Here is a 13,637-nt window from a genome sequence, read left to right on the forward strand (position 1 = left end):
TGCGGCAGCTCCTACAGGGTGTGGGCCAGTTCGGGGGTGGGTGTGCAGGTCCTGATCGGTGGGTTGAGGATCATCTGCGCCGCCTTCTCGGCAATCATCAGCGTAGGCGAACAGGTATTGCCCGAGGTGATGCGCGGCATGATCGAGGCGTCGGCGATGCGCAGGCCGGGCACGCCATGCACGCGCAGTTGCGCATCGACCACCGCGTCAGCGTCATTGCCCATGCGGCAGGTGCCGACCGGGTGGAAAATCGTCGTGCCGATGCGCGCCGCCGCTTCGTGCAGTTGCGCCTCGCTCTGCAGGCTGTCGCCGGGCAGATACTCCACCGGTTTGAATGCCTGCAGGGCCGGGGCGCTGACGATGCGGCGGGTCAGGCGGATCGCATCGGCGGCCACGCGCAAATCTTCGGGATGGCTGAGGTAGTTGGGTTGAATCAGCGGCGCGTCCTGAGGATTCGTCGAACGGATGTCGATCCGCCCACGGCTCTGCGGACGCAGATCACAGACCGACGCAGTGAACGCCGGGAAACCGTGCAGCGGCTCGCCAAATCGCTCAAGCGACAGCGGTTGCACGTGGTATTCGAGGTTCGCTGAAGTCTGCTCCGGCCCGGAGCGGGCAAATGCGCCCAACTGACTCGGCGCCATCGACAGCGGCCCGCTGCGGTCATACAGGTAACGCAGGCCCATGCCCATCTTGCCCCACAGGCTGCCGGCGATCTGATTCAACGTGCGGGCGTTTTGCAGTTTGTAGATCAGGCGCAATTGCAGGTGATCCTGCAGGTTGCCGCCAACCCCCGGCAGCTCATGAATCACGCCGATGCCGAGGTGTTCCAGCAACGGCCGCGGGCCGATTCCGGAGCGCTGCAGAATGCTCGGGGAACCGACGGCACCGGCGCAGAGGATGATTTCCTTGCGCGCCTTGAAGCATTTGACCTGGCCTTGGTGGCGGGCACTGACCTTCGATGCGCGGCCGTTTTCCAGCAACACGCGATCCACTTCAACGCCGGTCAGCACCGTCAGATTGGGCCGCTCGCGAATCGGTTTGAGAAATGCTTTCGCCGCGTTCCAGCGCACCCCGGCCTTCTGGTTGACCTGAAAGTAGCCGCAACCCTCGTTGTCGCCCTGGTTGAAGTCGTCGATGCTGGCGATGCCGCTCTGCTGCGCGGCGCTGCGAAACGCGTCGAGAATCGGCCATGACAACCGCTGTTGCTCAACCCGCCATTCACCCGTGGCACCGTGAAATTCAGCGGCGCCGGCAAAGTGGTTTTCGCTCTGTTTGAACAGTGGCAGCACGTCGTTCCAGGCCCAGCCCGGATTGCCCTCGGCCGCCCAGCCGTCATAGTCGCCGGCCTGGCCGCGCATGTAGATCATGCCGTTGATGGAGGAGCAGCCACCGAGCACTTTGCCGCGCGGGTAACTCAGGCTGCGACCCTGCAGGCCGGGTTGGGCTTCGGTCTTGAAGCACCAGTCGGTGCGTGGGTTGCCAATGCAGAACAGATAGCCGACCGGGATGTGAATCCACGCATAGTTGTCGCGTCCGCCGGCTTCGAGCAGCAACACCCGCTGCTGCTTGTCTGCCGACAATCGATTGGCCAGCAGGCACCCGGCAGGTCCGGCACCGACCACGATGTAGTCGTATTCATCAAGGGAAGTCTGCATTCCCTGACCTCGCTTTTTGTTTTTATTGTCCGACACTCTAGTTGTTAGCTTTCGTTAAAAGAATGTTAGTTTTTACCCAGCCGCTGTGCGTTTTCGAACAGCCTGGCTTGACCCTGGCTGACAAGGACACCCCATGTTCGACTGGAACGACCTGCGGTTTTTTCTGGAGTTGCAACGCAGCGGCCGCCTGCTCACGGCCGCCCGACGCCTGAACACCACTCACGCCACCGTCGCCAGGCACATTGAGGCCATCGAACGGAGCCTCGGCACCGCACTGTTCGTCCAGCATGCCCAAGGCTACGAAATGACCCCGGCGGGGGAGGCGCTGCTCAAGCACGCCGAAGCCATGGAAAACGTCGCGCTGCTGGCCCAGGAAGAGATCACCCAATCCACCGCGCCGCTGGGCAAGATCCGCGTCGGCGTCACCGAAGGGCTGGGTATCAAATTTCTCGCCAGCCGCATGATCGGCCTGTTCGAACGCTATCCCGGCCTGGAAGTGGAGTTGGTGGCCGTGCCGCGGTTCGTCAGCATCCTCAACCGCGAGGCGGAAATCAGCATCCACCTCGAACGCCCGGCCGCCGACATGCTGGTCACGCGCAAGCTCACTGACTATCGGTTGGCGCTCTACGCCAGTCAGGCCTACCTCGACAAGGCACCGCCGCTACAGAGTCGCGAAGACCTCGCCCGGCATGCGTGGATCGGCTATGTGGATGATCTGCTGTTCAGCCAGGAACTGATGTTTCTCAACAGTTTCTGTCGCAGCCCGCGCGTTGTATTTCACAGCACCAGCGTGATCGCCCAGCAGGAGGCGGCGCGCTCGGGCCTGGGGATTGCTGTGTTGCCCTGCTATATGGCGGCGTCGGATCCGGATCTGCGCCTGTTGCTGCCGGATGAGCGCATTGAGCGCAGTTACTGGATCAGCACCCGGCGCGAGCTGCACAAATCGGTGCGGCTGCGGGTGGTCTGGGATTATGTGGTGGGGCTGTGCGAGGCGGAGCAGGGGCTGCTCACCGGCAAACACTGACACCTCAAGGTTTTTCAGCCGGCTCGAGATTTCACCGATCTGGATCAATATTTCCCTTTGAAATATCACCTAACTTAAAAGATCCAGGCCCTTGTTGCGGTATCGACTACAGTGCTCCGGTGCGCAATTTGCTGCGCTCATGGAGTAGCCCGGCAGCCCCCACCAATAACCACAACGGGTCGCCAGGCAGAGTGCAGCAAGGAGCTGACGTAGAACTCCCCCTGAAACTTTTCACGGATGAACATCGTAATGCACTGCCTCGAACGCACCTTTGATATCCAGCCCCTGACCCAGGCGGATATGACTGTCCACATCAACGGCCAACCGGTTAGCGCGGCCATCGGTGAAACGGTCCTCAGCGTTATCCAGTCCCTCGGTGTGCGCCAGGTCGCACGCAACGATCATGACCAGATCAGCGGCGCCTATTGCGGCATGGGCGTGTGCCAGTGCTGCCTGGTGAAAATCAACGGTCGGCACAAGCGCCGTGCCTGCCAGACGGTGGTGCGCGACGGAATGCGGATTGAAACCCGGGTCAACCGCATCAACGAGCAGGAGGTTGTATGAGCCTGCAACCGGTGATCGTCGGCGGTGGTCCGGCGGGGATGGCGGCGGCCATCGAGCTGGCGCGCCATGGCGTGCGCTGCACCTTGCTCGAAGAGGCTTCGCGCCTCGGTGGGGTGGTCTATCGCGGGCCGTTGCGAGACGGCGTGCAACTGGATTACCTCGGGCCACGTTATTCCGAAGCCCTGAGCAAGCTGCACGGTGATTTTCAGCAACAGGCCGGGCTGATTGACGTGCGCCTGAATCATCGCGTGGTTGGCGCCGAAGGCACCCGTGCCCTGGTGGTGCTGGATGGCGATGAGCAACTGCATGAGATCGATTATCCGCAATTGCTGCTGGCCGCCGGTTGTCACGAACGCAGCGTGCCGTTTCCCGGCTGGACCCTGCCGGGGGTGATCATGCTCGGCGGCCTGCAACTGCAAATCAAAAGTGGCGTAGTCAAGCCGCAGGGGCCGGTGGTCATCGCCGGTACCGGGCCGTTGCTGCCGCTGGTGGCAACGCAGCTGCACGCGTCCGGCGTCAAGGTCGCGGGCGTATACGAAGCCTGCGCCTTCGGCAAGATCGCCCGCGAAAGCCTGGCGTTGCTGAACAAGCCGCAGCTGTTCCTCGATGGTTTGAGCATGCTCGCTTACCTGAAACTGCACGGCATCCCGATGAACTACGGCTGGGGCGTGGTCGAAGCTCACGGCGACGGCGAGCTGAAAAGCGTCAGCGTGGCACCGTACTCGGCCACCTGGGAGCCGGACCTGACACGCATCGAGCGCTTCGAAGCCCAGACCCTGGCGGTCGGTTACGGTTTTATCCCGCGCACCCAGCTCAGTCAGCAGATGGGCCTCGACCACGGTTTCAGCGACGACGGTTACCTGCGCGCCAATGCCAACAGCTGGCAACAAAGCAACGAGCCGCATGTGCACCTGGCCGGTGACATGGGCGGCATTCGCGGCGGTGAAGCAGCGATGCTCGCCGGCAGAATCGCTGCCACTTCGATCCTGCTGCAACGCGGGATTATCGAAGAGGATCTGGCACGGGTACGCCGCGACCGCTACTTGGGCAAACTCAAATCCATCGTGCGCTTCCGCGCGGCTGTTGATCGCTACACCGAACGTGGTGTCGGCCAGACCGCCTTGCCGGCTGCCGATACGGTGATCTGCCGCTGTGAACATGCGACCCGCGCGGACATTGATCTGGCGCTGGAGCAAGGCGTGCAGGACATCGCCAGCCTGAAGATGCGCACCCGCGTCAGCATGGGCGATTGTCAGGGCCGGATGTGCGTCGGCTACTGCAGCGATCGCCTGCGCCAGGCGACCGGGCGCAAGGACGTTGGCTGGTTGCGTCCGCGTTTCCCGATCGATCCGATTCCTTTTTCCGCGTTCCAGTCCGGCGGCACGGAGGCCGTTTCCCATGAGTAAGTTCTATGACGTGATCATTGCTGGCGGCGGCGTGATCGGGGCGTCCTGCGCCTATCAATTGTCCAAGCGCGAGAACCTCAAGGTGGCGTTGATCGACGCCAAACGCCCGGGCAACGCAACCCGCGCTTCGGCCGGCGGCTTGTGGGCCATCGGCGAGTCGGTGGGGCTGGGCTGCGGAGTGATTTTCTTCCGGATGATGTCGGCCAACAGCAAACGCGAAACCCAGGGCGCGGCCGTCGCGGTGGACGCCAGCACGCCGCATATCCTGCCGGAGTCGTTCTTCGATTTCGCCTTGCAGTCCAACGCGCTGTACCCGGCGTTGCATCGCGAGTTGAAGGACAAGCACGGGATGGATTTCAAGTTTGAAAAGACCGGACTGAAGTTCGTCATTTATGACGACGAAGACCGGCTCTACGCCGAGCACATTGTCAGCTGCATTCCGCATCTGGCCGATCAGGTGCGCTGGCTCGATCAGGCCGCGCTACGCGAGGCCGAGCCGAGTGTCAGCCATGAGGCTCGGGGCGCGCTGGAGTTTCTCTGCGACCACCAGGTCAGCCCGTTCCGTCTCGCCGATGCCTACATGGAAGGTGCGCGGCAGAACGGCGTCGACATCTTCGTCAATACCAACGTCACTGGCGTGTTGCACCACGGCAGCCGCGTGACCGGCGTGCAGACGGCCGAAGAGGGCGTGTTCCACTGCAAGACCCTGATCAACGCCGGCGGCGCCTGGGCGGCGGATTTGAGCGAATGGGCCACCGGTGTGCGGATTCCGGTGAAGCCGGTCAAGGGCCAGATCCTGCTGACCGAACGCATGCCGAAGATCCTCAACGGCTGCCTGACCACCAGCGACTGCTATGTGGCGCAGAAGGACAACGGCGAGATCCTGATCGGCAGCACCACCGAAGACAAAGGCTTCGACGTCACCACCACCTACCCGGAAATCGCCGGACTGGTGCAGGGCGCGGTGCGCTGCCTGCCGGAACTCAAGGACGTCAACCTCAAGCGCACCTGGGCCGGATTGCGTCCGGGGTCGCCGGATGAGCTGCCGATCCTCGGGCCGATGCGTGGGGTGGAAGGGTATCTGAATGCCTGCGGACACTTCCGCACCGGCATCCTGACCTCGGCGATTACCGGGGTGCTGCTGGACAAACTGGTCAACCAGGAAGCACTGCCGCTGGATATCACACCGTTCCTCGCGGATCGGTTTGAGGTGGCGCCGGTCAAGCAAGAGCGTGAATTAGAGCTGGTCTGATCCAATCCCCTGTAGGAGCTGCCGCAGGCTGCGATCTTTTGATCTTGATCTTAAAAAAACAAAATCAAAAGATCGCACCTTCGGCAGCTCCTACAGTCCGGGTTTCCAGTTCAAAATTTGTATTTTTCTACTTGAAAACGACCTCCATCTGTACTGAAAGCGCTACAGCGGAACGATATCACTACACCCTTCGCCAGCGACCGCTGTGCAAGGCTTTGATCCGCTTCAGCTTTTTTCCCCGCCCCAAGCTGTAGCGATTTCGCTACAGAAGCCTTATTCCCATCACAACCAGAAAAGCATAACTATTTGATTTATATAGACAAATCCAAGATGGCCGCGTTCTTGCTAAGTAACCGCTCATAAAATCAGGGCTTTCATGCCCCCGCCTTCCACCGCGTCCACCAGACGAGTCTGGCCCCTTAGGAGTTTCCATGAGCGAGTTGCGTTTTACTGAAGATCACGAATGGCTGCGCACCGAAGCTGATGGCAGCGTTACTGTCGGCATCACCGCTTTCGCGCAGAACGCCTTGGGCGACGTGGTGTTCGTGCAACTGCCTGAGCTGCAGGCTTACGAAAAAGGCGCCGAAGCCGCCACCGTGGAATCGGTGAAAGCCGCCAGCGGCGTGTACATGCCCCTCGACGGTGAAGTTGTGGAAGTGAACCCGGCATTGGACGGCAGCCCGGAACTGGTCAACGAAGATCCGCTGGGCGAAGGCTGGTTCTTCCGCTTTCAGCCAAGTGACGCCGCCGCTGTCGGCAAATTGCTCGATCAAGACGCCTACGACCGTCTGATCAAAGCCCAAGCCGAAGCCTGAGGAGTAGCGACATGACCCAAGTAAACCTCGGCACTGCCAACGAATTCATCGCCCGTCACATCGGCCCGCGCGCCGGTGACGAGCAAGCCATGCTCAACAGCCTCGGTTTCGACTCGCTCGAAGCGCTGAGCGCCAGCGTCATTCCGGAAAGCATCAAGGGCACCAGCGTGCTCGGCATGGACGACGGCCTGAGCGAAGCCGACGCCCTGGCGATGATCAAATCCATCGCCGGCAAGAACCAGCTGTTCAAGACGTACATCGGCCAGGGCTACTACAACTGCCACACGCCGTCGCCAATCCTGCGCAACCTGCTGGAAAACCCGGCCTGGTACACCGCTTACACCCCGTACCAGCCGGAAATTTCCCAGGGCCGTCTCGAAGCGCTGCTGAACTTCCAGACCCTGATCAGCGACCTCACCGGCCTGCCGATCGCCAACGCCTCGTTGCTCGACGAAGCCACGGCCGCTGCCGAAGCCATGACCTTCTGCAAACGCCTGAGCAAGAACAAGGGCAGCCACCAATTCTTCGCCTCGATCCACAGCCACCCGCAAACCCTCGACGTGCTGCGCACCCGTGCCGAGCCGCTGGGCATCGAAGTGGTGGTTGGCGATGAACGTGAACTGACCGACGTCACGCCGTTCTTCGGCGCGCTGCTGCAATACCCGGCGAGCAACGGTGACCTGTTCGACTACCGCGAACTGACCGAGCGCTTCCACGCCGCCAACGCGCTGGTGGCCGTGGCTGCCGATCTGCTGGCCCTGACTTTGCTGACCGCTCCAGGCGAGTTCGGCGCGGACGTCGCCATCGGTTCGGCGCAACGCTTCGGTGTACCGCTGGGCTTCGGTGGCCCGCACGCCGCCTACTTTTCCACCAAGGATGCATTCAAGCGTGACATGCCGGGCCGTCTGGTCGGCGTCTCGGTTGACCGCTTCGGCAAGCCGGCCCTGCGCCTGGCGATGCAGACTCGCGAGCAACACATCCGCCGTGAGAAAGCCACCTCGAACATCTGCACCGCGCAAGTGCTGCTGGCCAACATCGCCAGCATGTACGCGGTCTACCACGGCCCGAAAGGCCTGACCCAGATCGCCAACCGCGTGCATCACCTGACCGCGATTCTCGCCAAGGGCCTGAGCGCACTGGGCCAGACCGTCGAACAGGCAAGCTTCTTCGACACCCTGACCCTCGCCACCGGCGCGCACACTGCCGCGCTGCACGACAAGGCGTACGCTCAGCAGATCAACCTGCGGGTGATCGACGCCGAGCGTCTGGGCCTGTCGGTGGACGAAACCACCACCCAGGCTGACATCGAAACCCTGTGGGGCCTGTTCGCCGACGGCAAGACCCTGCCGGACTTCGCTGCACTGGCCGCTTCGGTGCACAGCACCATCCCGGCGGCGCTGGTACGTCAGTCGCCGATCCTCAGCCACCCGGTGTTCAACCGTTATCACTCGGAAACCGAGCTGATGCGCTACCTGCGCAAACTGGCGGACAAGGATCTGGCACTGGATCGCACCATGATCCCGCTGGGCTCGTGCACCATGAAACTCAACGCCGCCAGCGAAATGATCCCGGTGACCTGGGCCGAGTTCGGCGCCCTGCACCCGTTCGCCCCGGCTGCGCAGAGCGCCGGCTACCAGCAACTGACCGATGAACTGGAAGCGATGCTCTGCGCCGCCACCGGTTACGACGCGATCTCGCTGCAACCGAACGCCGGTTCGCAGGGTGAATACGCAGGCCTCTTGGCGATTCGCGCTTACCACCAGAGCCGTGGCGACGAACGCCGCGACATCTGCCTGATCCCGTCGTCTGCCCACGGCACCAACCCGGCCACCGCCAACATGGCCGGCATGCGCGTGGTCGTGACCGCGTGCGATGCCCGTGGCAACGTCGACATCGAAGACCTGCGCGCCAAAGCCATCGAGCACCGCGAACACCTCGCAGCGCTGATGATTACCTACCCGTCGACCCACGGCGTGTTCGAAGAAGGCATCCGCGAAATCTGCGGGATCATTCACGACAACGGCGGCCAGGTGTACATCGACGGCGCCAACATGAACGCGATGGTCGGCCTCTGCGCACCGGGCAAGTTCGGCGGCGATGTCTCGCACTTGAACCTGCACAAGACCTTCTGCATTCCGCACGGCGGTGGCGGCCCGGGCGTCGGCCCGATCGGCGTCAAGTCGCACCTGACCCCGTTCCTGCCGGGTCACGGTCAGATGCAACGCAAGGAAGGCGCGGTCTGCGCAGCGCCGTTCGGCAGCGCGAGCATTCTGCCGATCACCTGGATGTACATTCGCATGATGGGCGGCGCCGGTCTGAAGCGGGCTTCGCAACTGGCGATCCTCAACGCCAACTACATTTCCCGTCGCCTCGAAGAACACTATCCAGTGCTGTACACCGGCAGCAACGGTCTGGTGGCGCACGAATGCATCCTCGACCTGCGCCCGCTGAAAGACAGCAGCGGCATCAGCGTCGATGACGTCGCCAAGCGCCTGATCGACTTCGGCTTCCACGCCCCGACCATGTCGTTCCCGGTGGCCGGCACGCTGATGATCGAGCCGACCGAAAGCGAATCCAAGGAAGAACTGGACCGCTTCTGCGACGCCATGATCCGCATCCGCGAAGAAATCCGCGCAGTGGAAAACGGCACCCTGGACAAGGACGACAACCCGCTGAAGAACGCCCCGCACACGGCGGCGGAGCTGGTCGGCGAGTGGACGCACCCGTACAGCCGCGAGCAAGCGGTATATCCAGTGGCGTCGTTGATCGAAGGCAAATACTGGCCACCGGTCGGGCGCGTCGACAACGTGTTCGGCGACCGCAACCTGGTCTGCGCCTGCCCGTCGATCGAAAGCTACGCTTAAAAAGAACGGGGGCGGTTCGTCCGCCCCACCGCTTTATCGCTTTATCTGTAGGAGCTGCCGAAGGCTGCGATCTTTTGATCTTGATCTTGCTCTTGTTTCTAAAAAAACCAGGATCAAAAAGATCGCAGCCTTCGGCAGCTCCTACAGGGGATGTACTCAGCCTGATATTCCGCCAATTCCTATAACAAGAAACCGGAGAACCACTCATGTCGTTAAGCGTGTTCGACCTGTTCAAGATTGGCATCGGCCCTTCCAGCTCCCACACCGTCGGCCCGATGCGTGCCGCTGCGCGTTTCGCCGAAGGCCTGCGCCGCGATGACCTGCTGTCGGCCACCAGCACCGTCAAAGTCGAGCTGTACGGCTCGCTCGGTGCCACCGGCAAGGGTCACGGCAGCGACAAGGCCGTGCTGCTCGGTCTTGAGGGTGAACACCCGGACACCGTCGACACCGAAACCGTCGCCGCGCGCCTGCAGGACATTCGCGGCAATGGCCGGCTGAATCTGCTCGGCGAACACAGCATTGCCTTCAATGAGAAAGAACACTTGGCGATGATCCGCAAACCGTTGGCCTATCACCCCAACGGCATGATCTTTCGCGCATTCGATGCAGCCGGTATTCAGATCCGCAGCCGCGAGTACTACTCGGTCGGCGGCGGTTTCGTCGTCGATGAGGATGCCGCCGGCGCTGACCGCATCGTTGAAGACGCCACACCGCTGACCTTCCCGTTCAAAAGCGCCAAGGACTTGCTCGGCCATTGCGCCACCTACGGTCTGTCGATCAGCCAGGTGATGCTGACCAACGAAAGCGCCTGGCGCCCGGAGGCGGAGACCCGCGCCGGTCTGCTGAAAATCTGGCAAGTGATGCAGGACTGCGTCGCCGCGGGCTGTCGCAACGAAGGCATTCTGCCGGGCGGGCTGAAGGTCAAACGCCGGGCGGCGGCACTGCATCGACAGCTGTGCAAGAACCCGGAATCGTCGCTGCGCGATCCGCTGTCGGTGCTCGACTGGGTCAACCTCTACGCCCTCGCCGTCAATGAAGAAAACGCCAACGGCGGGCGCGTGGTTACCGCGCCGACCAACGGTGCGGCCGGGATCATTCCGGCGGTGCTGCATTACTACATGCGGTTTATCCCGGGTGCGAACGATGACGGCGTGGTGCGCTTTCTGCTGACCGCCGCCGCGATCGGCATTCTGTACAAGGAAAACGCCTCGATCTCCGGCGCCGAAGTCGGCTGTCAGGGCGAAGTCGGCGTGGCCTGTTCAATGGCCGCCGGCGCGTTGTGCGAAGTGCTCGGCGGCAGCGTGCAGCAAGTGGAAAACGCTGCGGAAATCGGCATGGAACACAACCTCGGTCTGACCTGTGACCCGATTGGCGGGCTGGTGCAGGTGCCGTGCATCGAGCGCAATGCCATGGGCTCGGTGAAAGCAATCAACGCGGTGCGCATGGCCATGCGCGGCGACGGGCAACACTTCGTCTCGCTCGACAAGGTCATCCGCACCATGCGCCAGACCGGCGCCGACATGAAAAGCAAATACAAGGAGACCGCCCGTGGCGGTCTGGCAGTCAACATTATCGAATGCTAATTAGTCCCCTCTTCCTCCGGGAAAGAGCTGGCATGAATCAAGGAGTCACGCATGTCCACCGAACAACTGTCGAAAACCCCGCTGCACGCTCTGCACCTCGAACTCGGCGCCCGCATGGTGCCGTTCGCCGGCTACGACATGCCCGTGCAATACCCGCTCGGCGTGATGAAGGAGCACCAACACACCCGTGAACAGGCCGGGCTGTTCGATGTCTCGCACATGGGCCAGATTCGCCTGACCGGCGCCAATGCCGCCAAGGCCCTGGAAACCCTGGTGCCGGTGGACATCATCGACCTGCCGGTGGGCATGCAGCGCTACGCGATGTTCACCAACGACAACGGCGGCATCCTCGACGACCTGATGGTCGCCAACCTCGGTAACGACGAGCTGTTTCTGGTGGTCAACGCCGCGTGCAAGGATCAGGACCTGGCGCATCTGCAAAAGCACATCGGTGATCAGTGCACCATTACGGAGCTGTTCGAAGCGCGCGCGTTGCTGGCGTTGCAAGGTCCGGCTGCAGTCACCGTCCTGGCGCGTCTTGCACCCGAGGTGGCGAAGATGACGTTCATGCAGTTCAACCGCGTGCAGCTGCTGGGCATCGATTGCTTCGTCAGCCGTTCGGGTTACACCGGTGAAGACGGTTTTGAGATTTCCGTACCGGCAGCCGATGCAGAAAAACTCGCCCGTACCTTGCTGGCCGAACCGGAAGTCCAAGCCATTGGCCTCGGCGCCCGCGACTCGCTGCGCCTGGAAGCCGGCCTGTGCCTGTACGGGCACGACATGAACACCGACACCACCCCCATCGAAGCCAGCCTGTTGTGGGCGATCTCCAAGCCACGCCGCGCCGACGGCGCGCGGGCCGGCGGTTTCCCGGGTGCAGAGCAAGTATTTGCTCAGCAGCAGAACGGCGTCGCGCGTAAACGCGTCGGCCTGCTGCCGCAGGAACGTACGCCAGTGCGTGAAGGTGCGGAAATCGTCAACGAAGCCGGCGAAATCATCGGCAGCGTATGCAGCGGTGGCTTTGGTCCGACCCTGGGCGGGCCGTTGGCGATGGGTTATCTCGACAGCGCTTATGTCGCACTGGGCACGCCAGTCTGGGCCATCGTTCGTGGGAAAAAGGTGCAAATGCTTGTAAGCAAAATGCCATTTGTTCCACAACGCTACTATCGTGGTTGATTGGCTGTTTCTATAAGTAACGCGATTGCGTTATGCGTGCACTAATGTGTAACGCAATCGCCACAAAAAAGTGCATTTTCTAACATCTGATTCGAATATGAACTTTGCTTATAACGATCGAAAACAATTGAACCCGGTGATCGTCTAAGCCAACACTAGTGAATTGACTAACTGCCAGTAAGCGCAGGAAAACCGGGCCTTCGCGGGGCTTGTTTTTTCTCCCGTAGTTGGCGTAGAGTTTGTCCACTGTGTTTGCATGGGTCAGCTTGGAATCGTGACCTGGGCAGTAGCTACAAAGTTAGCTACATCCCGCTCGACGTCTTCTTACTCTCCTGCAACCAGCCCCAGTACTCTTTCATGAGAAAGAGACTGTCATCAATTTATGCGTCAAAGGAAATAAGAAATGTCGACACGTCAGAGCGGTACCGTCAAGTGGTTTAACGACGAGAAAGGTTTTGGTTTTATCACTCCAGAAAGCGGTCCGGATCTGTTCGTGCATTTCCGCGCCATTCAGGGCAACGGCTTCAAGAGCCTGAAAGAAGGCCAGAAAGTGACCTTCGTTGCTGTGCAAGGTCAGAAAGGCATGCAGGCTGACGAAGTCATCGCCGAAGCCTGATTTTCTGTCACAAAAAAGCCCCTGATATTGATATCAGGGGCTTTTTTGTGCGCGCGAATCCGTAAAATGACGCTTCATTTTGCGCCCAGAGGCTGCCATGTCGAAAAACCTGCTCACTCCCCAGGGCGACTTTCCTGCTGTTGGCCTTGGCCGGCGCCTGGCAGCAATGTTCTATGACTTCCTGCTGTGCACTGCCCTGCTGATCGTCACCGGCTTCGTCTACAAGTTGATCCAGGCAGCGATCATCGGTGAAGAACGCCTGCGTGCACTGACCGATGCCGGCAAGATGGATGGCGATCCGCTGTATTCCACGGTGCTGTTGCTGGTGCTGTTTGCGTTCTTCGCCAAGTTCTGGACGCACGGCGGGCAGACACTGGGCATGCAGGTGTGGGGGATTCGAGTGCAGAACGCCGATGGCAGCGCGATCAGCCTGTGGCAGGCCCTGCTGCGCTTCATGGTGTCGATCGCGTCGTGGCTGTGCGCAGGGCTTGGATTCTTCTGGTCACTGTATGACAAGCAGAAGCGCACCTGGCATGACATCTATTCCGATACCCGCGTGGTGCGGATCCCGAAGAAGACCAAATAATTTCCTGACACCGAATACCACTGTGGGAGCGAGCCTGCTCGCGAAAGCGTTGCATCAGCCGACATTTATGTTTGCTGATTCACCGCCTTCGCG

At 61.3% G+C, this 13,637-nt stretch carries 11 protein-coding genes; 10 read left to right on the forward strand and 1 reads right to left on the reverse strand.

Features of this window, described 5'->3' with window-relative positions:
• Nucleotides 1–11: 11 nt before the first annotated feature.
• Entirely contained in the window at nucleotides 12–1,658 is a 1,647-nt protein-coding gene (locus HT737_RS08305; RefSeq protein WP_182402175.1) for a GMC family oxidoreductase, read from the reverse strand.
• A 133-nt stretch (nucleotides 1,659–1,791) separates the two neighbouring features.
• Here HT737_RS08305 and HT737_RS08310 point away from each other — a divergent pair, with 133 nt between their 5' ends.
• From HT737_RS08310 to HT737_RS08355, 10 genes are all read left to right on the forward strand, one after another.
• Nucleotides 1,792–2,682 (forward strand): LysR family transcriptional regulator, encoded by an 891-nt coding sequence (locus tag HT737_RS08310; RefSeq protein ID WP_047293567.1) that lies wholly within the window; start codon nucleotides 1,792–1,794, stop codon nucleotides 2,680–2,682.
• Between the two features lie 249 nt (nucleotides 2,683–2,931).
• The gene (locus HT737_RS08315) at nucleotides 2,932–3,246 is read left to right on the forward strand and encodes a (2Fe-2S)-binding protein (RefSeq protein WP_047293821.1); all 315 of its coding nucleotides are present in this window, start codon (nucleotides 2,932–2,934) and stop codon (nucleotides 3,244–3,246) included.
• Complete coding sequence (hcnB, locus tag HT737_RS08320; RefSeq protein ID WP_047293569.1) at nucleotides 3,243–4,652, forward strand: cyanide-forming glycine dehydrogenase subunit HcnB; 1,410 nt, start codon at nucleotides 3,243–3,245, stop codon at nucleotides 4,650–4,652. The genes HT737_RS08315 and hcnB overlap by 4 nt, the downstream gene beginning before the upstream one ends.
• Nucleotides 4,645–5,904, forward strand: a complete 1,260-nt coding sequence (hcnC, locus tag HT737_RS08325) for a cyanide-forming glycine dehydrogenase subunit HcnC (protein ID WP_182402177.1) — start codon at nucleotides 4,645–4,647, stop codon at nucleotides 5,902–5,904. The genes hcnB and hcnC overlap by 8 nt, the downstream gene beginning before the upstream one ends.
• A gap of 431 nt (nucleotides 5,905–6,335) precedes the next feature.
• Nucleotides 6,336–6,719, forward strand: coding sequence for a glycine cleavage system protein GcvH (gene gcvH, locus HT737_RS08330; RefSeq protein ID WP_027612543.1), 384 nt, complete (start codon nucleotides 6,336–6,338; stop codon nucleotides 6,717–6,719).
• Nucleotides 6,720–6,730: 11 nt separating this feature from the next.
• Nucleotides 6,731–9,583, forward strand: coding sequence for an aminomethyl-transferring glycine dehydrogenase (gcvP, locus tag HT737_RS08335; RefSeq protein ID WP_182402179.1), 2,853 nt, complete (start codon nucleotides 6,731–6,733; stop codon nucleotides 9,581–9,583).
• A 206-nt stretch (nucleotides 9,584–9,789) separates the two neighbouring features.
• A complete protein-coding gene (locus HT737_RS08340; protein ID WP_047296024.1) occupies nucleotides 9,790–11,166 on the forward strand; it encodes an L-serine ammonia-lyase in 1,377 nt (458 codons plus the stop codon).
• Nucleotides 11,167–11,217: 51 nt separating this feature from the next.
• A complete protein-coding gene (gene gcvT, locus HT737_RS08345) occupies nucleotides 11,218–12,342 on the forward strand; it encodes a glycine cleavage system aminomethyltransferase GcvT (RefSeq protein ID WP_182402181.1) in 1,125 nt (374 codons plus the stop codon).
• A 403-nt stretch (nucleotides 12,343–12,745) separates the two neighbouring features.
• Nucleotides 12,746–12,958, forward strand: coding sequence for a cold-shock protein (locus HT737_RS08350; protein WP_007951194.1), 213 nt, complete (start codon nucleotides 12,746–12,748; stop codon nucleotides 12,956–12,958).
• A 97-nt stretch (nucleotides 12,959–13,055) separates the two neighbouring features.
• Nucleotides 13,056–13,544, forward strand: coding sequence for an RDD family protein (locus HT737_RS08355; protein WP_047296028.1), 489 nt, complete (start codon nucleotides 13,056–13,058; stop codon nucleotides 13,542–13,544).
• Nucleotides 13,545–13,637: the final 93 nt, after the last annotated feature.

This window comes from Pseudomonas sp. MD195_PC81_125, assembly GCF_014060985.1.
GTDB lineage: Bacteria > Pseudomonadota > Gammaproteobacteria > Pseudomonadales > Pseudomonadaceae > Aquipseudomonas > Aquipseudomonas parakoreensis.